18 protein-coding genes are annotated in these 25,417 nt (G+C 29.1%); 1 reads left to right on the top strand and 17 read right to left on the bottom strand.

The window, feature by feature from the left end; genetic code table 11:
* Nucleotides 1-2: 2 nt before the first annotated feature.
* The 7 genes from fabF to OM90_RS05410 are packed head-to-tail and all read right to left on the bottom strand — an operon-like array spanning nucleotide 3 to nucleotide 5,648.
* Nucleotides 3-1,241 (bottom strand): beta-ketoacyl-ACP synthase II, encoded by a 1,239-nt coding sequence (gene fabF / locus OM90_RS05440; RefSeq protein ID WP_058485888.1) that lies wholly within the window; start codon nucleotides 1,239-1,241, stop codon nucleotides 3-5.
* 14 nt (nucleotides 1,242-1,255) lie between these two features.
* Nucleotides 1,256-2,005, bottom strand: coding sequence for a 3-oxoacyl-[acyl-carrier-protein] reductase (fabG, locus tag OM90_RS05435; protein WP_058485887.1), 750 nt, complete (start codon nucleotides 2,003-2,005; stop codon nucleotides 1,256-1,258).
* 2 nt (nucleotides 2,006-2,007) lie between these two features.
* Nucleotides 2,008-2,934, bottom strand: a complete 927-nt coding sequence (gene fabD / locus OM90_RS05430; RefSeq protein WP_058485886.1) for an ACP S-malonyltransferase — start codon at nucleotides 2,932-2,934, stop codon at nucleotides 2,008-2,010.
* A 32-nt stretch (nucleotides 2,935-2,966) separates the two neighbouring features.
* Entirely contained in the window at nucleotides 2,967-3,905 is a 939-nt protein-coding gene (gene fabK, locus OM90_RS05425; RefSeq protein ID WP_058485885.1) for an enoyl-[acyl-carrier-protein] reductase FabK, read from the bottom strand.
* A gap of 42 nt (nucleotides 3,906-3,947) precedes the next feature.
* A complete protein-coding gene (gene acpP / locus OM90_RS05420; RefSeq protein ID WP_058485884.1) occupies nucleotides 3,948-4,178 on the bottom strand; it encodes an acyl carrier protein in 231 nt (76 codons plus the stop codon).
* Between the two features lie 26 nt (nucleotides 4,179-4,204).
* The gene (locus tag OM90_RS05415; protein WP_058485883.1) at nucleotides 4,205-5,182 is read right to left on the bottom strand and encodes a beta-ketoacyl-ACP synthase III; all 978 of its coding nucleotides are present in this window, start codon (nucleotides 5,180-5,182) and stop codon (nucleotides 4,205-4,207) included.
* Between the two features lie 13 nt (nucleotides 5,183-5,195).
* Nucleotides 5,196-5,648: a MarR family winged helix-turn-helix transcriptional regulator gene (locus tag OM90_RS05410; protein ID WP_058485882.1), complete on the bottom strand. Its 453-nt coding sequence runs from the start codon at nucleotides 5,646-5,648 to the stop codon at nucleotides 5,196-5,198.
* A gap of 161 nt (nucleotides 5,649-5,809) precedes the next feature.
* Here OM90_RS05410 and OM90_RS05405 point away from each other — a divergent pair, with 161 nt between their 5' ends.
* Nucleotides 5,810-6,214, top strand: coding sequence for a hypothetical protein (locus OM90_RS05405; RefSeq protein ID WP_058485881.1), 405 nt, complete (start codon nucleotides 5,810-5,812; stop codon nucleotides 6,212-6,214).
* A gap of 22 nt (nucleotides 6,215-6,236) precedes the next feature.
* Here the strand turns inward: OM90_RS05405 and OM90_RS05400 are convergent, their stop codons facing one another.
* The 10 genes from OM90_RS05400 to murI form a co-directional block, all read right to left on the bottom strand.
* On the bottom strand, nucleotides 6,237-8,384 hold the full coding sequence (locus tag OM90_RS05400; protein ID WP_058485880.1) for an O-antigen ligase family protein: 2,148 nt from the start codon (nucleotides 8,382-8,384) through the stop codon (nucleotides 6,237-6,239).
* Between the two features lie 119 nt (nucleotides 8,385-8,503).
* The gene (locus OM90_RS05395) at nucleotides 8,504-10,114 is read right to left on the bottom strand and encodes a CTP synthase (protein ID WP_058485879.1); all 1,611 of its coding nucleotides are present in this window, start codon (nucleotides 10,112-10,114) and stop codon (nucleotides 8,504-8,506) included.
* A gap of 164 nt (nucleotides 10,115-10,278) precedes the next feature.
* Nucleotides 10,279-10,905 carry a transporter associated domain-containing protein gene (locus tag OM90_RS05390; RefSeq protein WP_058485878.1) on the bottom strand — a complete coding sequence of 209 codons (627 nt, stop codon included), beginning with the start codon at nucleotides 10,903-10,905 and terminating at the stop codon, nucleotides 10,279-10,281.
* A gap of 308 nt (nucleotides 10,906-11,213) precedes the next feature.
* On the bottom strand, nucleotides 11,214-12,695 hold the full coding sequence (locus OM90_RS05385) for an S-layer homology domain-containing protein (protein WP_058485877.1): 1,482 nt from the start codon (nucleotides 12,693-12,695) through the stop codon (nucleotides 11,214-11,216).
* Nucleotides 12,696-12,740: 45 nt separating this feature from the next.
* Nucleotides 12,741-14,411: a hypothetical protein gene (locus OM90_RS05380; protein WP_058485876.1), complete on the bottom strand. Its 1,671-nt coding sequence runs from the start codon at nucleotides 14,409-14,411 to the stop codon at nucleotides 12,741-12,743.
* 11 nt (nucleotides 14,412-14,422) lie between these two features.
* Nucleotides 14,423-20,611 (bottom strand): IPT/TIG domain-containing protein, encoded by a 6,189-nt coding sequence (locus OM90_RS05375; RefSeq protein WP_058485875.1) that lies wholly within the window; start codon nucleotides 20,609-20,611, stop codon nucleotides 14,423-14,425.
* Between the two features lie 17 nt (nucleotides 20,612-20,628).
* Nucleotides 20,629-23,073: a hypothetical protein gene (locus tag OM90_RS05370; protein ID WP_058485874.1), complete on the bottom strand. Its 2,445-nt coding sequence runs from the start codon at nucleotides 23,071-23,073 to the stop codon at nucleotides 20,629-20,631.
* A gap of 94 nt (nucleotides 23,074-23,167) precedes the next feature.
* The gene (galU, locus tag OM90_RS05365; RefSeq protein ID WP_058485873.1) at nucleotides 23,168-24,046 is read right to left on the bottom strand and encodes a UTP--glucose-1-phosphate uridylyltransferase GalU; all 879 of its coding nucleotides are present in this window, start codon (nucleotides 24,044-24,046) and stop codon (nucleotides 23,168-23,170) included.
* Between the two features lie 22 nt (nucleotides 24,047-24,068).
* Nucleotides 24,069-24,560, bottom strand: coding sequence for a DUF1934 domain-containing protein (locus tag OM90_RS05360; protein WP_058485872.1), 492 nt, complete (start codon nucleotides 24,558-24,560; stop codon nucleotides 24,069-24,071).
* Between the two features lie 48 nt (nucleotides 24,561-24,608).
* A complete protein-coding gene (murI, locus tag OM90_RS05355; protein ID WP_058485871.1) occupies nucleotides 24,609-25,412 on the bottom strand; it encodes a glutamate racemase in 804 nt (267 codons plus the stop codon).
* Between the last annotated feature and the right edge of the window lie 5 nt (nucleotides 25,413-25,417).

Below are 25,417 nucleotides of genomic sequence, written 5' to 3'. Positions count from 1 at the left end.
CTTTAACCTACATATTTTTTAAATAGTAATGAGGCATTATGTCCTCCAAATCCTAGGGAATTAGAAAGGGCATACTCTACTTTCTCCTCTCTTCCCACATTAGGCACATAATCAAGGTCACATTCTGGGTCTGGATTTCTATAACCTATGGTTGGAGGGATAAAACCTTCTTCTATGGCTTTTACACAAACAATTCCTTCTATGGCTCCAGCTGCTCCAAGAAGATGTCCTGTCATGGATTTTGTTGAACTTATAGCTACATTTTTTGCATGTTCTTTAAAAGCTACTTTTATAGCTTTTGTTTCAAATTTATCATTAAGAGGAGTGCTTGTTCCATGGGCATTAATATAACTTACTTTTTCTGGAGTAATTCCTGCTTCATCTATAGCTTCTAACATAGCCCTTGCAGCACCTTCGCCATCAGGGTCTGGAGATGTAATATGATAAGCATCACAACTAGCTCCATATCCTACTATCTCCCCATAAATTTTGGCTCCTCTTTTTTGTGCATGTTCTAGGGATTCTAAAATTATAATTCCTGCTCCTTCTCCCATTACAAAACCACTTCTATCTTTATCAAAAGGTATAGAAGCTCTTGTTTTATCATTTGTTTTACTAAGTGCTTGTAAAGAAGAAAAACCTGCTACAGATAAAGGAGTAATACTTGCTTCTGCTCCCCCTGCAATAATTACATCAGCTCTTCCCTTTTTAATTGTATGAAAGGCTTCTCCTATAGCATGACTTCCTGTAGCACAAGCTGTTACAACAGTAGAGCATATTCCTTTTGCTCCAAATTGCATAGCAATATTCCCTGCTGCCATATTACTTATAATCATTGGAATTAAAAGAGGCGAAACTCTTCTTGGCCCTTTTTTTAACATCTTCTCATGTTCTTTTTCAATAGTTCCAATACCACCGATTCCTGAACCTACAATTACTCCAAATCTTTCTTTTTTAATACTATCAAGGTCTAGTTTTGCATCCTCTACTGCCATTTTTGCTGAAGCTACTGCATATTGACTGTATAAGTCCATTCTTCTTGCTTCTTTTTTATCTATATAAAGAGTAGGATCAAAATTTTTTACTTCTCCTGCTAACTTTACTTCAAAATCAGTAGTATCAAAATGAGTTATTTCATCTATCCCACATTTTCCAGATTTAATATTATTCCAAAATTCTTCTAGACTATTACCTAAAGGTGTTACACATCCCATACCTGTTATAACTACTCTTTTTTTCATAACATCCCTCCATTCTATATACTTCCCATGGCCATACCACCATCTACACAAATAATCTGTCCTGTAATATAATTTGCTGCATCAGAAGCTAAAAAACCTACAACATTTGCAACATCTTTACTAGAACCTATCTTACCTAATGGAATGGCTTTTAAAATAGCTTCTTTATATTTATCTGAAAGGGTATTAGTCATTTCTGTTTCTATAAATCCTGGAGCAATAGCATTTACTGTAATACCTCTTTTAGCTAACTCTTTTGCTGCTGATTTAGTTATTCCAAATATTCCTGCTTTAGCTGCCGCATAATTTACTTGTCCTATGTTTCCCATAAGTCCAATTATGGAAGATATATTTATTATTTTTCCGCTTCTTTGTTTCATCATAATTTTACTTACATGCTTAATACAGTTAAATACTCCCTTTAAATTAACCCTTATCACATCATCAAATTCTTCTTCTTTCATTCGAAGAATTAAATTATCTTTTATTATTCCTGCATTATTAACTAATACATCTATTGATCCCATTTTTTCTAATGCTTTATTTATTAAATGCTCTACTTCTTTAAAAGAACCTACATCAGCTTTTACACTTAAGGCTTTTACTCCTTTTTTTTCTATTTCTTCTACAGTGTTTTTTGCTGCTGCTTCATTACTCACATAACTAAATACTATATTCATTCCTTTTTCAGCTAAATGCAAGGCTATTTCTTTTCCTATTCCCCTGCTTCCACCAGTTATAAGAGCTGTTTTTTTCTTTTCCATAGCTACCTCCTAAGAGTTTTAAGTGTTTTTTCTAAAGATTTCATATCTTCTACATTACATACCGTAACCTTACGATTTATTTTCTTTACAAAGCCACTTAAAGTTTTTCCTGGGCCTAATTCTATGAAAGTATCTACTCCATCCTCTAACATTTTATTTATACTCTGTTCAAAAAGAACCGCACTTTTTACTTGTTTTTTTAATAATTCTTTTATATTTTCTACTTTTACATAATCTGCATCTACATTACTAATAATAGGTATAGCTGGATTATTAAATTCTATATTTTCTAATTCCTTTTCTAATTTAATAGCTGCCCCTTCTAACATAGAAGTATGAAAAGGGCCACTTACTGTTAGAGGAATTACTCTTTTGGCACCAGCATTTTTTAATTTTTCTTCTGCTATTTTTAGAGCTTTTATTTCTCCACCTATTACTATTTGTCCTGGACAGTTAAAATTTGATATTTCAACGATTCCTTCTGTGATAGTTTTTAAAGTGTTTTCTACTACTTCTTTTTCTAATCCTAAAACTGCACTCATCCCACCTACTCCATTTGGGACTGCTTCTTCCATAAACTTTCCTCTTTTTCTAACTAAGTTTACTGCTTTTTTAAAATCAATAGCTCCTCCTGCCACTAAGGCTCCATATTCTCCTAGGCTAAGTCCTGCTAATATATCAGGCTTAACTTCTTTTTCTATAGCCTTTAAGGCTGCTATATTTACTGTTAAAATAGCAGGCTGGGTATATTCTGTTTTATTTAAAACTTTATTAGGATCTTCAAAACATAATTTTTTTATATCAAAATCTAAAACTTCTTGTGCCTCATCAAACACTTCCATTGCTTCTTTTATATTGTTTGCTAAATCTTTTCCCATGCCTACATACTGTGCACCTTGCCCTGCAAATAAAAATGCTACTTTCATAATAACCTCCTAATTAGAAGCTCTAATAAATTTTATTAACTAAAATATTCAATGTTCTTAGTAAGAACTTGTTTAGCTTCATTAAATATTTCTTCTATAATCTCAGCACAGGTTTGCTCTTTTGTTATCATTCCCGATATTTGTCCTGCCATAACTGAACCTTTATTAACATCTCCTTCTTTTACAGCTCTTGAGAGAGCACCTTTCCCTAGTTCCTCATATTTTTCTAAGGGAGCTGCCATTTTTTCTAACTTTAGGAGTTCTCTTGATAATTGATTTCTAAGAATTCTAACGGGATGTCCTGTAGGCCTTCCTGTTACTACTGTATCTATATCTTTAGCCTTTAATACTCTTTCTTTATAAGCAGGATGAATACTACATTCCTTAGCAACTAAAAATCTTGTTCCTATCTGCACTCCTATAGCCCCTAGCATAATAGCTGCCATAAATCCTCTGCCATCACCTATTCCTCCCGCTGCTATAACGGGGATATTTACTGCATCTACCACTTGAGGTAAAAGAGCCATAGTAGTTAATTCTCCTACATGACCTCCTGCTTCATGACCTTCTGCAATAAGAGCATCTGCTCCGTATCTTTCCATTCTTTTTGCTAAAGCTACAGAAGGTACTACAGGAATTACTTTTATGCCATTTTTCTTCCACATATCTATATACTTTCCTGGGTTTCCTGCTCCTGTTGTTACAACTTTAACTCCTTCTTCACATACAAGATGAGCTACTTCTTCTGCATTATCACTAAGAAGCATTATATTTACTCCAAAGGGTTTATTAGTTAATTCTTTTGTTTTTCTTATTTCATCTCTTACATAGGATGTTGGTGCATTGGCTGCTGCAATAATGCCAAGTCCACCTGCATTGGAAACTGCAGCTGCTAGGCTATGATTTGCAACCCATGCCATTCCTCCTTGAATAATTGGATATTTTATACCTATTTCTTTCCAAAACTTATCCATGCTCTACCTCCTAGAAGAAAAGTCAGATGAATTCATCTGACCCTATGCTTGTTTAGATTCAATATATTTTACAGCATCTTCTACTGTTTTTATATTTTCCATATCTTCATTTGGTATTTCTAGTTCAAACTCTTCTTCTAATGCCATTACTATTTGAAATAAATCTAGGGAATCTGCTTCTAAATCGTCTTGAAAATTTGTTTCTAATTTAATTTCTTCCTTATCTACACCTAATTGTTCTGCAATTATATCTTGTATTTTTTCAAATACCATATTTATCTCCTCCTAATTTAGTATTTTTATATATTCCATTGGAGTAGGACTGAACCCCAAGTTAATCCTCCTCCAAAACCAACTAAAATTAATAAATCATCTTTTTTTAATATTGATTTGTGATTCATTTCGTCTATAGCTATAGGAATACTTCCTGCTGAGGTGTTCCCATACTTATCTATGTTTTTATAAAATTTATCAATACTAATATCCATTTTTTTAGCTATTACATCCATCATTCTTGCATTAGCCTGGTGAAGAATATAATGATCTATATCTTCTTTTTTATAAATAGTATTTTCTAGCACCTTTTCTATACTTCTAGGAACTATGGTAGTAGCAAAACGATATACTTCTTTCCCATTCATAGAAACTACAGATTTTTTAGCTTCTATATTTTCAGCAAAGGGATTATTAAGGGATACAGCGGGGCAAGTTAAAAGTTTATCTCCTGTTCCATCTGATCCTGTATAAATAGATATTATGCCTTTTTTTGTACTTTGTTTTAAAACTACTGCTCCTGCTCCATCTCCAAATAATACACAGGTACTTCTATCAGACCAATCAAGAATTTTAGAATAGGTATCTGCTCCTATAATTAAAGCTATCTTACTTTGTCCTGTACGAATATATTGAAATCCAGTATTTAATGCATATATAAAACCTGTACATGCTCCTGATACATCAAAACATGTAGCATTAACTGCTCCTATTTCCTTTTGAACTAAACAAGCTGTAGAAGGCATAAAATAATCTGGAGTCATGGTAGCAACTATTATTAAATCTATATCTTCTTTTGAAATTTCAGAATTTTTTAGAGCCTTTTGGGCAGCTTTAACTGCTAGATGTGAAGTATCTTCTTTAGTAGAAATTCTTCTCTCTTTTATTCCTGTTCTACTAAAGATCCATTCATCACTAGTTTCTACTATTTTGGATAAATCATCATTGGTTATAACTTTTTCTGGAACAAAACTTCCTGTTCCAATAATTTGAACTTCATGCATTTTAAAACTCCTCTTATTCATTTAGATGATAATGTTTTTTTAAATAATTACTTAATTGACTTAAAGACTTAACTAATATTTCTTCATCTTCTACATTAAGCCCTTCTATCATGGCATGAATCATATCTGTATGAAACTTTTCATGAATTCTATAAGCTAATTTCCCTTTTTTTGTTAGCTGTATTTTGACAACTCTTCTATCATCTTCAACTCTTTTTCTTTCTACATAACCTTTTTTAACAAGTCTATTTATAGCTGTTGTTAAAGTACCTACAGTAATTTTTAAATCTAAAGCTACTTCTGACATAGTTCTTGGATGATACATTCCTATAGCTTCGATGGTATGCATCTCTGTTACTGATAAATCACTAAAATGTCCTTTTTTAAGCGCTGTCTGCTCAATAGTCAAAATATCATTAAAAATCTCTACCATCAAAGTATTTAATACTTTTGTTAGTTTTTTCATATGTATCACCTCAAGAATCTTTTGATGCTCAAATATTTTGATAATCAAAGTATATCTAAAAAAATTATTTTTGTCAATAAAATTTTCTTTTCCAATCTTTAATTGTATTAAATTTATAATTTAAGAAAAAATAATAATATCCTATAAAAAGGAGGAATTCTATGTCTGACTTTAATTCAAAAGAAAATAAAAGTCTTAAAAATATAAAGAATGAAGATAGGATTTGTAATGAAAATAAAAGAAGACTAGAACAATTAGAAAATTTAGTAGAAGCTTATACAAGAACTAAACGTCATCTAGAACAGCATGCTGATATAGCCTCAGAAGAACAACTTAATAGAGCCAAAGAGCTTCAAAATATTAGAGAGCAAGAAATAGAACATTTAGAAGATATTATTGCTTATGGTGAACATGCAAATAATGATCCTTTAGAAAATACAAAGAAAAATTATGAATATACACAAGGTTATCTAAATAATAATGCTGATAATATGGATTATGAAACCTTAGAGAAAACTAAGGAAAAACAAAAACACAGAAAAGAACAAATAGATTTTCTAGAATAAAGGGCTGGCTTATGCCAACCCTTTAATTTATATATTCCTTTGCTTTTTGTATATATTCTTTTGTCTTATCACTTATTACTACTTTTTCTATTGCTACTTTATTTATTTCTTCTAAATCTTTTTCAATTTGAATTACTCTTTTAAAATATGGTTTAGCAGTTTCTATTCCCTCTTGTTCTAAATAAAATTCTCCCACTACAAAATATGCTTGAGCTAATTCTTCATATCTTCCTTCAAACATAGGATTAAGCTTTACTGTTTTTTCTACTATCTCTAATCCTTCTTCTATTTTACCACTTTCCATTAAATATTTAGCCCATTGCATAGATACATAAGGATTATAAGGCTCTAATTTATATGCTTTTTCATATAAAGCCCCTTGTTTTTTTATTACTATATCTATATTTTCAGGGTCATTTTCCTTAACTAAATCATATAACTCTTCGTATAAAATATTTAAGTCATATACTAAATCTGAATCCTGTGGGTCTCTTTCTCTAACCATATAATTAACATTCCATCCATTAAAATCTACTGCCTTTTCTAAATAATTTATGGCTTCTAATAAATCATTAGGAACTAAATCATCCTTTCTCATAACATCTGTTGCTTTAACGGCATAATTTCTTCCTATTTGCCATGAGATTGGGAATGCAATAAAAATTATTCCTAATATAAGAGGAATCCATGGAGTAATAGAAAAATCTACTTCCTCTTTTTGTTTTAATCCATTCATTCCTCCTATAAGAGCAAAACCTATAACAGGTAAGGAAAAATAAGAAAAATCAAAATCAATAATACTATGACTTAAAAGCATTAAAAAAGGTATAAGTAAAACTGTTATTTCTACTCCTGTTTGTTTTTTTCTATTTTTAAAATATAAAATAAATATAGCTGCTATAAAGAATATAAATATTAGTATTCCTAATATTCCTGTTTCAAGCCACATTTGAAGGGGAAGACTGTGGGCTTCAGATGAACCATAGAAATAGGATTGATATTTTCTATACATTGCTGCCCAGGCATTTCCTCCTCCTCCTAAAAGCCAATGATCTTTTAACATACGAAGTCCATCTCTATAAAAATTATTTCTCCCAGATGTAATATCTGTTAAGGAACTTATTTGACTAAATCTTTGAACTAAAAATTGGGGAAGTAATTTTATGTAAAGTCCTGTGGTAAATAATATAGTTCCTCCAACTATCCCTAAAATCCCAAATACTGCAATTAATATTATATATATTTTACTTGAAACTTTAGAAAGTATAGAAAATGCATTAAGTAAAATAAAAGTTAAAATTAAACTTAATATAAAAGATACTAAAGTGATAATCCAACCTTTTTGTATTAATCCATAACCTTCATTATTCATTATGGGTTGTACCATTTCTGATATCATTCTTCCTGAAATTAAAGCTATTATTATAGAAGGAATAGTAGATAGTATAATTTCTAATCTTTTTTCTTTTCCCGGCATAAGTATAATTAATAGTATATATATAAAAGGAACAAATATTATTGCCCCCCTTGATACGGTCATTAAAAGTACGATTAAAGGAAATACCTCTAAACTAGAATATATAACTTTTATATATTTTTTATTAGCTAGTATACTAAGAGCTATAAGTAAAAAGAAAACCATTCCCATATATGCTGCAAAACTATTGGAATATTGAAGTACCCCTCTTATACGACCAAACTCATCTATACCCCCATAAAATCCAAAAAAGTCATTTATAAATTTCCCAAGTCCAGCATCAATTCCTAAAATAGCTGCAAAAGTTCCACTAACTCCTAATACATTAAGCCATAGGAAAACTTCTTTTTTAGACTTTGTTATATCTGATATTATTAAAAATATTGCCATATAACTTAAATATCTAAATACGTAAGTTAAAGCCCCATAATAACTTGCTGCCACTCCAAATAATAAGGGTAGAATATATGCTATAGGCAATAATATTACAGAAATAATTAAAAAAGTATCTATTTTTAATTTTTCTTTTTTTAGTTTCTTTAAATATGCCCATATAATAAATAAAGAAAAAATCATTATTTGTACTGGCAAAATTTCTTTTTCAAAAAAAAGACCTCTAGGAAAAGGTAAAATAAATAAAACTATACTTAAGCCAATATTTAAAATCCACTGCAGTATTTTTTGTGCTTTCATAATTTTTCTCCTTTTTTATATTTATCGTTATTGTATATTGTAATAGATTGTTTTATATAATTCAATATTTTCACATTATTAGTTTTATTATAAATAAAACCTGTCTAAAAAGACAGGTTTTAATGATTTTCTTTATATTTAATTGCTGCTTTAATAAAATCTCTAAATAAAGGATGAGGACGATTAGGCCTTGATAAAAATTCTGGATGAAATTGCACTCCTACAAACCAAGGATGATCTTTTATTTCTATCATTTCTACTAATCTATCATCAGGGGATAATCCTGCTATTATAAGTCCTTTTTCTATTAGTTCTTGTCTATATTCATTATTAAACTCATATCTATGACGATGTCTTTCATAAATTAAATCTTCTCCATAAGCATTATAAGCAAAAGTATCTTTTATCACTTTGCAAGGATATGCTCCTAATCTCATAGTTCCTCCTAAATCATCAATATCCTTTTGTTCTGGCATTAAATCAATTACAGGATATGGAGTATTCGGATTAAGTTCAGAACTATGAGCCTCTTTTAATCCTACTACATTACGGGCAAACTCAATAACTGCACACTGCATCCCAAGGCATATCCCAAAATATGGAACTTTATTTTCTCTTGCATAAGTAATTGCTAAAATTTTTCCTTCTACTCCTCTATCTCCAAATCCTCCAGGAACTAAAATAGCATCTGCTTCTTTTAAAACATCATTAATATTTTCTAAATTAATTTTTTCTGAATTAATCCAATCTATTTCTACTTCTACTTCATTATAAATACCCGCATGTTTTAGAGATTCTACTATGGAAATATAGGCATCATGAAGCTCTACATATTTCCCTACTAAAGCTACTTTTACTGAGCTTTTAGGATTTTTTTCTTTTTGTACCATCTGTTCCCATTCTACCAAATCAGGCTCAACACAATCCATATTTAACTTTTTACATACTATTTTAGCTAATCCTTCTTTTTCAAGCATCAATGGTACTTCATAAAGGGTTTCAGCATCTAAATTTTCAATAACACAATCTTTTTCTACATTACAGAATAAAGAAATCTTTTCTTTCATTTCTTTTGATAAAGAATGTTCCGTTCTACATACTATTATATCTGGTTGTATTCCTATGGAACGAAGTTCTTTTACAGAATGTTGAGTAGGCTTTGTCTTCATTTCTCCTGATTTACTTAAATATGGAATAAGAGTTACATGAATATATAATACATTTTCTTTTCCTACTTCATTAGAGACTTGTCTTATGGCTTCTAAAAATGGAAGACTTTCTATATCTCCTACTGTTCCCCCTATTTCTGTTATTACAACATCCGTTTGTCCTGATTTCCCAACTCTATAAATACGGTCTTTAATGGTATTAGTTATATGAGGGATAACTTGAACTGTTGCTCCTAAATACTCTCCCTTTCTTTCCTTATTCAACACAGACCAATAAATCTTACCCGTTGTAACATTATTATAACGATTTAAATTTTCATCAATAAATCTTTCATAATGTCCTAAATCTAAATCTGTTTCCGCCCCATCATTGGTAACAAATACTTCTCCATGCTGATATGGACTCATTGTCCCAGGATCTATATTAATATAGGGATCAAATTTTTGAATTGTTACATGCTTTCCCCTCGCTTTTAAAAGTCTCCCAAGAGACGCAGCCGTTATCCCTTTACCTAAACCTGATACAACACCGCCCGTAACAAAAATATACTTCGTTGACATCCTTTTCACCTCAACCGTTTTTTTTACCATTATTCATAATTAACCTATTTATTTTATTATCTATACTAAGTAATGTCAAGGATTATAACTTATAATATAAAAATTATTAAAATAAAAATATAGATACCCTTAAATTATAAGGCACCTATATTTTTAATAAACTATTATTTTTTTTTCATAATTTTTACCTGCTTAATTAACTCTTCATCCATAGAGTATACTTCTAACTTTAAGTCATCTAATTCTACTTGATAACCTGGTTTAATTTTTTCCTTTTGTTCTTCTGCATAATTAACAATAATACCAGCAACAGTATGCCCTAATTTAGTTGGAATATTAAGTCCCATCTTATTATTAATATCTAAAATATTAGTCCCCCCATTAACAACTACTCCATCACTTGTTTTATACTCATAAGAGCTTAAATACTTTTTAATAGCAAATAGTATAGCTATGGCTAAAACTCCTAATAATAAATCCAGCATACCTCCATGGCTAGTTATTAATTTTCTAGCAACAGCAAATAATAATACATCAACAGCACTACCTGGTGTATGCTTTGCTAGCATCTTAACAAATTCAACTCCAATAATTAATTGAAGAGCCTGACTTAAAAAATCTTCTGCACTTAATACTCCATCATTGTTATAAATTGATCTTACCATATAAAATACTTCTTGCATAAGGGGTACAGATAAAATGATAATCCCAACTAAAATAATTACACTTATAAAAATCTCCGTATAACTTGAAAAAGTTGACACCCTATTTCTTAATCTTTGTTTTAACATACTATCCTCCCATATTATCGAAAATTTTCAATTTTAAATCCTTGTTTGCAGCAATGTTGTTAATTCTTGTAATTGAATATGTGTCATTTTCATTCATAATTATTCCTCCTATACTATAATTTTACTTTAAAAATAAAATAAATATTTATTATATTCTATTATAAGGTAATTTTTTTTTCAACTAATTTTATTTTTATTATGGATACTTACCCATAGAATTTAAATAAAAATAAAGCTTTACCCGATTTTCATTATTTAAAAAATTAATATATAAACTATAAAAACAAAAAGAGGATGTTTTATCCTCTTTAATAATATATTATATTTTCTCTATAATCTTTTTGGAGATCTTTTTCTAAGAAGTTTAAAAATCTAACTATCATTGCCGATGCTTCTGCTCTTGTCATTATTTTATTAGCATTTATGCGATTATATTCATCTCCTCCTACTATACCTATTTCAGTTGCCATGTAAATTGCATCCCTTGCCCAATTTGGGATTTCTTCATCGTCATCATAAGAAGTTTGATAACCTGGAGCTGGAGCCTTATTTTCAAAACCTAAAGCCCTTATTAAAATAGTTATAGCTTCTGCTCTTGTTAACTTACCATCTGGTCTAAATTTATAATCTGCATCTCCTGTTATAATATTTTTATTATATGCATCTTTTACATATTGAAAATCTGGGTCTGAAGATGCTACATCTACAAATATAATTTCTTCTACTTCTTCTTTACTTCTTCTACTTGTTCTATTTGTAGTTTCTTCTTCTTCAACTCTAATATTGCAAGCCTTAACTACCGCTTTTACAAAATCCATCCTAGTCATATATGTATCAGGAATGAAAAATGTTTCGCTCCCTTCAAATACATCAAGGGAATATAACTTTTCTATATCACTTTGAGCCCAATGCCCTACAGTATCTCTAAACTTAGGAACTATAAGTCTTTCAATATTTGGATTCATAGAAAGTTTAAGGGATATACTATCCTTATTTCTTATTGACGTATCAAGTCCTTCATCAGTTTTTGTAGGTAAATTATAGGAATATGTAGATACCATTTCTCTATTAGAGATTCTTGTATATCCTCCATTAAAACTAGAAAAATTTGCTTCATTATCTGAATACTTTAAAGTTTTAGTAGTACTATCGGATACTTGAACTTGTACTGTTCCTTCCCAAGATAAATTATTATCTTCTCCATCTTCACTTCTATCAACTTTATATATATAATCTATCTTTTGAGTTTCAGTGCTTCCCCAGAAATTTTCATATCCTACATCTCCTCCAGTTATATCTATTATAACTGTTCCTTCATCATTATTAATACTATAATATTTTCTTGCTTTTATATTTCCAGAATAAAAATCTGAAGCAGGACGATTATCTATAATATTAGACTGAGAAAATTGAATGTCTTCTAATCTATAAGTATCATCTTCAATTCTTATAGTTTCTGTATATTTATCTACTACTGTATCAGCAATGGTTTGACCTTTATCAGTTTTTGGGGTATAAGTTGTAACTATAGTCACACTTCTTGTTAATCGTCCATCTATTGTACTATCTTCAGGTTCTAGGGTAAATCTATAAGTAACCTTTTTTTCTTCTTCATCTTCTTTAACTGTTTCTTTAAATTCTCCTTTAAATACTATAGGTTCTCCCGATAAAAATACAACTTCCTTATATTCATATTCATTATTTATTCCCCCAGAAAATTCAGGAGGAGTGGCAAAAACTATTTGATTAAATATAATTATAAAGCCAAGAATCCATGGTAGCTTTTTCATAAAATCCCCCTTTTATTTAATATAGGGCAATAATATTGCCCTATATTATTTTACAATCACTACTTTAGCATCTAAAGAATCCCTTACTATATATAATCTATCTGTTGCTTTTAGTTCATATGGTTTAATTATTTTTCCATCTTTTATTATTAAAGCTTCTTCTAAATTCAGATAAAACGAAGATTTTCTTTGCATCCATTTATCTTTTCTTGAACTCCAATCAGAAGCATTATCTATATTAATTCTCCATCCAACCCAATCATGTTCTTCTGGATTAGATGCTGCAACTCCATTGGTAATTCTTTGTCTTAAAAGAGAATCTCTATCTTCTTGTAACATTATAGCACTAATTCTATCTCCATCAGTATAAATATAGGCATACCAATCTTCATAATCTAAATCATCAGCAAAATCACTATCTTCATCTACCCCATACTCTCCATAGTAAAATTCTTCTTTAGTTATGATCTTTCCATTTTCTAAATCATATATCATAGTATCTTCATCATAATATAATTCTTTTGTATCGTCAAAACTTTTCCATTCATTTTCATCTAATACAGCAAAATCTTCTAATAACATACTATATCTAAATACAGCGTCTATTCTTCCTTCATATAAATAGTTTTGTCCGATATTAGAGTTATTAATATCTTCATTATATACATATACTACATTAGCACTCATAATGCCATTTCTACCGTCCCCTACTATAAAGGCATCCATTCCTTCTTCAAGGGAATAAGTATCTAATAAACGTCCGTTTTTTATTACTATTGTCCCATTATTAAATGTTAAATTTTTATGGGTCGTAGATAGTTCCATAGAATTTCCATACCAGTTCATTTCCTCTATGGTATCTAAATAAATAGTTTCATATTGATTTTTTAATACCATTCTTTCTATTTTCTCATCACTAAAAAAATCTTTAACTACTACATAAGCAGTATTCCCAATATAATATTTTAGCTTACTTAATGAAATATTTACTCCTCCTATGTATATAGAAGAATCTTCTGAAAAAGATAAGATTTTAGTTCCACTTAAGTCTTCCCAATCTCCATTATTTAAAACTTTTACATTTGTAAAAATTAGTTTTTCACCTATTTCATCTACTGATAATAATTCACCTTTGTATAATCCTTTTATTTCTATTTCTTTGCCTTGCACTGCTATTACGCTAGGAGTAAAAGTATCTATAGAATCAAAATGTAATTTTACCCTATCTCCTACATAAAGAGTATTAAAAGATACCTTCTCCCCATCTTTTACTAATATAGTGGAAGGAGAAATAAAATATGTCTCCTCTCCACCTATATCTAAATCTATAATAATCTGATCTCTATCAATCTTTTTTATAGTTCCTGTTCTTATTTTACTGCCTTCTTTTATATATCCTGGAGATATAGTTGAAAAACCTTCCATATAACTAATTTTTCCGTTCTTTAAAGTAGCATAAACTTCCATACCCTCTTGAAACTCATCTAAAGAAACATTAATAGTGTCTATGGAAAATATAGGATATTTATTAAATGTAAGTATATGTTTTGTTCCATCGTATTCTTCAATTATTACTTCATCTTCTCCCTTATCTATAAGAAATCCTTCTATAAAACCCTGACGATAGGGAGTTGTGGTATCTGCAAAAACTCCTATATTTGTAAATAAGATTGATATTATCAATGTTAATATAAATATTTTATTTAATTTTTTCATATTTTACCTCCCTATCTTTTACTTCCTATAACCATATATTCTCCTAATCTATCAATATATGTTCCAATAGCCATTTGATCATTATCTGAAGTCTGCTTAATGCTAGTCCATTTTCCACTTAAAGAATCATATCGACTAAAAGAAATAACTTCTAATCTCCTTGTTCTAGCCATGTTACCATCATAATCAAGATTAAATAATATATCAGAAGCTAGATATTCTATTTCTTCACTATTTTTACCAACATATTGACTTGCTTCTAATACATATCTAGATGAAAGAGCTGTATATCCACTCTCTAAATTATAGCTTCCAGTTCCTTGAGATATTTTAAACTTCACTCCTGCATTATCATTGTCTTTATTATACATCATCATATTTGTTTTAAATGCCCTAGGATTTAAAACTAAGGTGAAATCTTTTCCTATAACAACAATATCTTCTGCTATATAGGAAGTAACTATTTCTGCTGACATGCTAATAGTTAATTCTTCTACTCCTCTTAAATCCCCTCTTGTTAAGTCTATAGTAAGAGAATTATCGTAATCCTTAGTTCCTATTATAACTTCTGCATAATTTCCATTTTTATTTATAGTAGTTTCTTCATTTAATTCTCCATCACTATCAGGAATTCCTACACTACTTCCTGTTCTTACTCTATTACTTTTCATAGATGCCTTAGATATATTAAATTCTCCCACTGCTTTTACAATAAATTCATAACTAGTTCTAGGCTTTAAGTCTTCATAAATAAAACTAGTTGTTTTTGTTACTCCAATTAATTCCATATTATTCTCATCTTCTACTACATAAACTTCATATTCTTTAGCTTCTGAAACTTCTGACCAAATAATTTTAATATATCTATCATAAATTAGATCAGCCATAACATTCTCAGGAGCTTCTATCTCAGGAATAGCATAAGAAATTTTATATATATTACTTGCTCCACCATCTTCATTAATAAGGATAACTCCTATATTATCCTTATTTCCTGGAGGAGTAATAACTTTAACTGTCTCTTCATCAATAAATTCTACATCTAAGGCTTCTGTTCCTGATTCTAGAATATATGCTTCTTCTTCAATATAAAATATGTCTTCTGTACTATTTTCATCTACTTTTTTAATAACAGGATTAAAATATACTCTTGCTCCTTCTTTAAAACCATATCCCTTTAATTTAATTTCTTCTTCTCCTGCCATAGATAAAGTTTCTATTTCATTTATTTCGTTTACATCTGTTATCTTATTAATTTTTGGATTGCTTATAAATGTAAAGTTCTCTGGTGCTTTAACAATTGTACCATCTGGATTTTGAACTTTAACTTCTACTTCTCCTGCTTCATGAGCTGGAGTAATAACATATACATATTTCCCATCACTAGATACTGTGATATCATTTGCTGGAATTTCTCCAAAATACACATGGATGGTATCTGTAAATCCTTCCATACTACTTCTAAAATCTTTTCCCTCAATAGTTACTTTAGTTCCTCCTGCTGATGGCCCCCAAGTAGGAGTTATACTTTTAATTTCTGGGTCACTTTCTCCTTTTATAAATGTGATATAAATAGGAGGGTCTAACTCATCAGAAGAAGCACTTCCGCCATCTTCATTTAATACTACTAATCTATAATATTCTCCTATGTAATCTTCCGATACAGCTGGCATTTCAAAGGATAATATTGTTGGAATATTATCATAATTTATTTGACTCTCGTTTATATCTAATACTTCTCCAATGGAAATTATTGCATTTTCTCTAAAATCACTACCGATAACTTTTATTGTATTTCCACCTTTATAATTTACCCTTATTACTCTAGCTGTAATTTCCTTCCCATCTAAAGTAATTGTTTCTGACACAGGTGAAGTATTTTGATTAGTGATATCAATAATTGTTGGAGAACTATCTGGATTTAAATAGGTAAAACTTGATTCTCCCTCTCCTCCATCGGGATTAATAACTCGTATAGGTACTGTATCAACTGTATAATATGGAGGAGTTGTAACAGAAAGTTCTCTGCTAGATACATATGTTACTTCAGGTGAAAAACCTCTTTCTACAATAAATCTTCTATCTTTTATGTAAAATCTAACAAGTTCACTAAAAGGATATCTATTTCCTTCACTATCTACAAGTAAATTAGTATTTATAAAAGATTCCTCATCATTAAATCCCTTAAAAGTATTAGAATAAACTACATCATTATATTTTATAGACATGGTAATTTCTGAAGTACTATTTGTATCTTCATCATATATTGATTTATATACTGCAACAAAGTCTTGTTCTAAAGAAACTTGAGCATTTCCTTGATTTAAAAGCCCAGAATTAGCTTCATATCTTGGAATATCTTTATTTGTATTATCTCCAAACTGTACTAAGGTCATATTTTTTTCTTCTTTTGAAATTGTTGACTCATATACTTTAATCAAGGACTCTTCAAAACCTGAACCATAAACTCCAACATTTGTACCTCCTAATTTACTACCTGCCTCAGGAGATACTTTTGTAATTATAGGATTAGAAGCTTCATATGTATAACTTACAGAATTAGATGTTCCTGAATCATTATTTTCTACAAATACAGATACACTTCCTTCTTCTCCTTCAGGTGTTATTACTTTAATATAAGTATCGCTAAATTCTACAATCTTGGCTTTTTCCATCCCAAAATACACTCTAGGTAAAATAGGAGAATCGTAATAATAAGAATATAAAGGATGATTTAAAGGAATTTTATTTTCTTCTGCATCAAAGTCAAAAGAATCATCATATTCTCCATTCCCATTTAAATCTGTATAAGGCTCATCATCATCTCTTTTTTGGTCTCTATTATAATCTTCAAAAGGCTCAAAACTTCTAAAGTCACTTCCAAAAATTTCTACTACTTCTCCTCCTGCTGCACTTCCTGATGTTGGTATAATTCTTGTTATTTCTGGATGGCTACTTGGAACTACATAAGTATATCCATCTTCTTTAGAGTAGTTCCCTCCATCTGGATTTATAACAACTACTGGAACTGTAAGTCTTCCTACACCTTTATCTTCTATCAAATCTCCATCATAAGGAGGTACTTCTACATTTATACTATTACCATCTGTAGAAACTTCTACATTATCTGGTGATACTTCCACTCCATTTATAAATACTCTTACCTTTTTATCTCCATTATCTATAAATTCTTCACCCTTAATAGTAATAATATTTCCTCCATATACACTTCCTTCTGAAGGCTCTATTTCATAAATTATAGGACTGCTTAAAGGCTGTTTATAATAGTAAAAGCCATCTTCATCATATTTTGTATCTTTTTTAGTATCTGGATTTTGTACTGTAACATCATACCAACCGTCTGCATCTAGTATAGGAACGGTAAAATAAATTGTATTTTTATCTACTACTTTTACTAAATCTCCAACAATCTCTCCATCATTAACTTCAAAAGGTGTTACTATTTTAAATACAAGATCTTCATTTTCTTCATTTATTATAATTTCATCCCCTGAAATTTCTAGATCAAATAATCCTCCTCCTGTTTTATCTGCTTTTAAACTAGTTTTATCATCATCTAATATAACTGTATATTCATTTCCCACACCATCAGAAATAACCGCAACTCCAGAAGGTGTGACTTCTACCGTATAAAATTTTCCTCCTGCTTCTTTTAAAAGAATACTATGATAATAACTAGCTACTTTTATAACATTATCCTCTATAGAAAATAAAGGAGTTTTAGGGTTTTCTAATTCTTGTAATTCTATTTCTTTAGTTGAAGCATTTATATTATATGAATTTATTTCCTTTCCTTCTAATAAAACTCTAGTTCCTATTAATCTATATATATCACTTTCTCCTCCTGTGGGATCTGGTTTTAAAAAGTTATCTCCTTTTATTACAACTAAAGTCCCTGTATTACCTCTTCTTGGTTCTATAGATGTAATTTGAGGATTTGTAAAAGTTTTTACATAAAAGAAAGGATATGTGTCCATTCCACCTTCAATATTCATTACTTGAAGCTGAGTTTCTCCTTCCCTTCCTTCTGGAGCTATAAAAGTAATAGTTTTACCATCATCTCCTCTTTCTATGTTTTCTACTTCAGCTCCATCAATAAAAACTTTAACTCCTTCTGTAAAATTACTACCAGTAACTAAAATTTCTTCTCCTCCATCTACTGATACTACATTAGGACTTACATCTTGTATTACAGGATTTTTAGTTTCTTCTGGATTTACAAATTCTATAAAATCATTGATCTTAGTATCTAATCCCATTTCTTTAGAATTTCTCATAGGATTTACTACTTGAACATAAGTTTTACCAAGAGTTACTCCTCCTTCTGGAGAATCCTCTTCTAACTTAATTAATATTTTACTTCCTATTTCACTACCATCAGACCCATCTAACTCTATTCCATTATCATCAAATATTTTTAAGAAAACATCCTCTTTTCCTGTAAGACTCTTACTAGAATCAAGAAAATCTTCATCATCATTATTTTTATTAATAACAAGACTAGGACCTAAATAAACTATAGGATATCTTACAACTTCTCTTCCATCTTCATTAACATATTTATGTATCATAAAATTTTCGCCATATATTGCTATATATCTATCACTAGGTATTTGAAAAAGTCCATTATTGTTAATAACTTGTATTTTACTTGGCACTACTTCTGTAATTTCTGGTTTTAATTTACTTACTATAAAAGTATATCCGTCTTCTTTTACTGCTCTTTCTTTAATTATTATAGTTTCTCCATTTTCTTTTGTTAATATGGTTTCTGTCTCAATTACTACATCTTTTACAGGATTTATATCTGCATCTGTAATTTTAGATGTCCTAACAGTTATTTTATCTAAATCACTATTAAAAGAAACTTCATAATCTCCATTACTTTCTACAAAATTTGCTTTATCTCCTATTATAACCCTAATACTTCTAATAGCAGAAGTAATATTTACCTGATTATCTCCTGTTCCGTAAGTTCCAGAGCCATAACTTATTTTTAATTCTGTATCTGAAGAACTTGGGTCTATTTGTATCTTGGTATCATCTGGAATAAATTCATCTATATTAAGACTTCCTATAAATTGTCCATATATAGTTACTAAATCTCCTGTATCAGGACCACTATCTGGCTGTACATCTATAATAACTATTTTATTTTCACTATCTATAATAGTAAATTTCTCTGATAATACGGCTTCTGCTATAACTTCTTCCATAGGGTCTTTATCATCAGATATTTTATTAGTAATTACTACATAATACTCTCCTACTGGAAGATCTGGAACTACAGCCGTTAAAATATCTTTCCCATCACTAGAGCCATTTGCTTTATAAGTAGAATTTAAAGCTTTATTTTCATTACTATATGGATCTGTCCCATCTAATGTTTTTAAAAAGAATACATCGTATTCATCTAATTTATCCGCTGTAAAATATACTGTATCTCCTGCTTCTCCTCTATTAGGAAACATTTCTAATGTACCTTCAATATCTAAAGTTTTTATAAATCTAAATTGGTCTACATAAGTATAGTTAATCTGTACATCTACTGATTGATCTTTATTATTATCATTAAAATCGATTCCCGTATTTGTAAATTGGCTAGTAAAAACAAATTCTTGAAGTCCTAATTCTCCTGTTGGCTTTTCTATAGTCACTTCTGTATCATTATTAAATATACTAGGATCTAAGGTAATATAAGAATTTCCTTTACCATATTTCGCTTCTATATTTAAATTAGGGTCATTAACTTTTGTCAACCTTGTCCCTTTAATAATTAAATCATCTTCCCCTATTTTAACTCTCCTAGTTATTTCTGTTAAAGTTGGCATATCTCCTTCATTAATAGGAATAATAACTCCTTCTATGGATAAATATTCTCCTAATTGATCTTCTGTTAATTCAAATTGTAATATTCCATCAGAATTAATTTCTGGTATTCCTAAACTTACATATCCTCCTGCATAAGTTATAATCCCAACATTGGCATTTTGTAGATTTTTACCAGTTATGGTTACATACATATTATTAAGAATACGATTTCTATCATAGGTTTTTCCAATAGTAATACTATTTACTCTATAATTATCTGCATCAAATGCATAAACATTATTAGGTAAAAGTGTTATTAGCATAGTTAAAATCATTACCCATGATATTATTTTCCCTTTTTTAAACACTCTATCATCTCCCTTCTCTAATTTTCTATTACTACAAATATCCCTTCATTTTTTACTACAGCACTTACCGTTTTATTTACTTTATCAATATAACTTTCTTCTTTATGCCATATTCTTCTTATATAATCATATCTATATATGGATAGATTCTCTCCACTGCTATTTTTATAAGGAATAGATATGTATATATTCTCCCAAGTACAATTTTCTCCTTTTACTTCTATAAAATCTGACTTAATATTTTTCCCACTTAATTTACTTTTAGCAGTTTGTACTTCATCCGGTCTTACTCTACCTATATAAAGATTTATCTCATCATTGTTATTTAAACTACTTAATGTAAGATTATAAATATTTACATTCCCATGAATTGATTTTGTAATTAATTCTCTTATATAATCTCCCTTTTCCCCTGTATAATTTATAGTTCTAGTAAATGTATCTTCTCCCATTAATTCATCTAAATCTAATTCTACTCTGTAGTTATCCCTATATCTAGATTTTAAGTATAAAGTATCATGACTTACTTTAATATCTGCTCTTACTTCTCCTTTTATATCTTCATTTTTTACTTTATATTCTTCTGTTGGAATATTATCTCCCTTAGGTAAAACACTAAAGCCTTCATAAATAGTTGTTATATGATCATCATCGTTTTTAATTATTATATTATAAAGCCCAGGCTCTAATCTCCTTCTTCTAGGAAGATAAACCTCTAAATAATAATCACCACTACTACTTTGTTTAACTTCCACATCATATGCTTCTTCATCATTAAAAAATACTTCTATATCATCTTCATAAAAAAAGTCTCCAAAAATTTTTATAGGTGTATAGTAGTCATAGTCTTCTGTAACTGACTTAATATTTATTTCATCTTCTTTTACATCTGGATTAGCCATGGTAGTAAATTCCCATGTAATAGCAGGACTATATCTTTTACTTTCATCTATTATCCCATTTTCACTAGCATCATTTCTTAAAACTTTTGCTGAAATATTAACTACATAATCTGTTTGATAAGATAGTTCTTTTACAGGAATATATAAGTATGCTTCTTCATCTGAAGAATTTTTTATAAATATATATTTAGTTATATAACTTTCATTTTCTTCACACATATTTAAAAAATCTGTATCTAAATAGTTTGTATTCCCTCCAACAGGTATTATGCTACTATTTAAGAGATAACTTATTCCTAAAGGAGAATTAAATTCTAATTTCCCATCAATATCTTCAAAAGTTACTTTTAAAAAGCTTCTATCTTCTAAAATATCATGTTGTAAATCTTTTTCATTAAACCAAGGATATCCTGATATTGATTTAGGATACATATCTATAACTTTTGGAGTTGATTTAGATAGTAATGTAAAATTCAAAGGATTTTCTATATAATCTTTACCATTAATTTCAAAATCATCTTTAAGAATAACTGTTTCACTAGTTTTTAATCCATAATTATATAAAACCTCTAAATCAAGTGACAAAGTGTACTCTGTATTAGAAGTATCCCCTGAATAAATTACTATAAATTTATAATCTCCTGAATGATTATATTCCTTAAGAAGGTCTAAATTATCTTCTTCTATATAAATATTTAGTTTGTTATCATTTATTATGGATATATCATCTTCATCTATAATAATATCTTGTTCATCTGCAGGAAGAGATATTGCTCTTCCACTTGTGGGTCTTAAAATTATTTTTTGAACTCCTCTATCAAAATTTTCTCCTATTAAAGTTATCTTACAATATTCTAAATCATCATCAAATATATATTCTGATTCATATTCTATTGTTATTTCTATATCTGAGACATCTATTCCAGCAAGTTTTTCAACATCACTAGAACTTAAACTTAAATTTAAAGTAGAACTATTTATATAATCAATATCGTCATCTAATAAAATAATTTCCCAACCATCATATATATTTCTTATAGTTATTTGTTTTATATCGTCCCTAAAATTTTCTCCTGTTAAAGTTATTTCTTGTTCTTCATAATCATTTTCCACATCTATAATCGTTCCATCTTCATATTCTATTTCTATATTATAACTACCTGTATATTCTTCTTTAGAAAATTTATCAGCATTTTCATCTACAATATTTACCTTTATCTCATCTTCACTTATAACATCTATATCTTCTTTACTAATTGTTATGGTTTCATTATCATATATCCTTATTAAATGAACTTCTTTTATATCGTCAGTAAAATTATTTCCTTGTATATTAAAGCTCCAACTACCTTTTGTATATATATCTGTTACTTTTGCAGCATTGTTACTTAAACTATATATCCGCCTTTCTAAATTATTATTTTCAGAAATACTTTTTACAACTGTTATTGTTTTATAGCTATTGATATTTAAATTATCAATATCTTTTTCTATTCCCCAGGTAATTTTAGGAATAATATTAAATAATAGAAATACTATAACCCAAGATACTTTCTTCAAAATCCAGTCCCCCTCTTAATTATAGATACTCTAATATTTTTATCGTCAGATTATGTAAATATCTTTATAAAAAAAGCCCCTCTTAAATGAGGGGTTATTTTTTAATATTTTCATTCAATAGTCCATTTAAATATTCTAAAAATTCTTCTCTTAAATCCTCTCTATTAAGAGCAAATTCTACAGTTGCTTGTAAAAATCCCATTTTATTTCCTACATCGTATCTCTTTCCTATAAAATCATAAGCATACATAGCTTCTTCCTTTGAAAGCTTTCTTAGAGCATCTGTTAATTGTATTTCTCCTCCAGCTCCTGCTTCTTGAGTTTCAAGATAATCAAAAATTCTAGGAGTAATAATATATCGCCCAAGAATAGCAATATTAGAAGGAGCCTTATCCTTACTTGGTTTTTCTACCATATCAACTACTTTATAAATTCTATCTTCTATATTTTTAGCATCTATAATACCATATTTGTCCACGTCTTTATTTGGAACTTTTTGCACTCCTAATATAGAGGTCTTATACTCATTAAATACTTCCATCATTTGTTGTATGCAGGGTTTTTCTGAAACTATAATATCGTCTCCTAATAAAACTGCAAAGGGTTCATTTCCTATGAAGTTTTTAGCTGTTAAAATAGCATGTCCTAATCCCTTTGGTTCTTTTTGACGAATGTAATGAATATTGGCTAATTCAGAAACTTCTCTTGCTAATTTTAGAAGATCTTTTTTACCTTTTTTTTCTAACTCCAATTCTAATTCAATAGATTTATCAAAATGGTCTTCTATAGACCTTTTACTTCTTCCTGTTACAATTATAATGTCCTCAATACCTGATTTTACTGCTTCTTCTACAATATACTGTATTGTTGGCTTGTCAACTATAGGAAGCATTTCCTTGGGCTGTGCTTTAGTTGCTGGTAAAAATCTTGTGCCTAAACCCGCTGCTGGAATTATTGCCTTTCTTATTTTCATTATTTATCCCCCTTGCAAAATATTATGAATTCATATGAACGCTTTCTTCATTATATTTGTGAAGGGGAATATTTTCCCCTTCATTACTTGTATAAATTTTAATATTAAACGAATTTATTCCCATAGAAACATGATTCATTTCTAAGCTATATACTATATCTATTTTCCCTTCACCATCTTTTAAATCTATATTAATATGTTTTGTAAATACCGAAATAAGTAAAGCTCCTTCTATAGTATCATAATAAGTTGTATATTTCTTATTAAGTTCAAAAGTCATGGTAAAATTTATACTACCAAACCTTATAATGGATACCTGTTTACCATCTATTTTTATAGTTGTTGTAGTATCCTCAGATTCACTATTTAACCTTTCTTTATATGTAATGTATTTTTTTCCATTTTTTTCATAGTACTTTCCAGAAGCTACCATTTCAATTGAATTTTCATATTCTTCATACTGCTGTATACCTAATACGCATACAATTACTTTTTTCTCCTTTGATGTACCCATAAATTCTCTCCTCATTTTTATAATTTAAATTATACAATAAAAAATTGTCTAATATTTTTCTATATCTATTTTTTGAGCTGAAGGAATGAATTTTTTTAAAGCTATAGAAGCAATTTGTTCAAATTTTGTTGTATCATCACTAACATAAAAACGATGTTTAGGATTATCTTTTACTCTTAATTGATTTTTTAAAATCAAAAGTTCTTTTAATTTTTTAGCAGCTTCCTTAGCAGGATTTATTAAACTAACTTTATCTCCTACTATTTCTTGTATTACATCTTTAAGTAATGGATAATGAGTACAACCAAGTACCAATGTATCTATATCTTTTTCTTTAAAGGGCTCTAGATATTTTTTTGCTACTAAATAAGCTACATCATTATTAGTCCATCCTTCTTCTGCTAAAGGCACAAATAATGGACAAGCTAGGGAAAACGTTTCTATATCTTTATTATATTTTTTTATAGCGTTAGGATAACTATTAGACCTAATAGTAGCTTCCGTTCCTATTATTCCAATTCTATTATTTTTTGTACTTTTATATGCCATAACTGCTCCTGGTTCTACTACTCCTATAATAGGAATATCAAAGGTTTTTTTTACTTCTTCTAAACTATTAGAACTAGCTGTATTACAAGCTATAATAATGGCTTTAATATTTTTAGTAAGTAAAAATCTAATAATTTGTTTAGAATATTTTGTTACAGTTTCTTTTGATTTACTTCCATAGGGGACCCTTGCAGTATCTCCAAAATAAATTATTTCTTCATTTGGAAGTTGCTCTATTATTTCCTTAACTACTGTAAGACCACCAACTCCTGAATCAAATACTCCTATGGCTCGTTCATCCATATAAA

The organism is Defluviitalea phaphyphila, assembly GCF_001466305.1.
Lineage (GTDB): Bacteria > Bacillota > Clostridia > Lachnospirales > Defluviitaleaceae > Defluviitalea_A > Defluviitalea_A phaphyphila.
The sequence above is the reverse complement of the archived record's forward strand: the minus strand, read 5'-3'. Positions and strand labels throughout refer to the sequence as shown.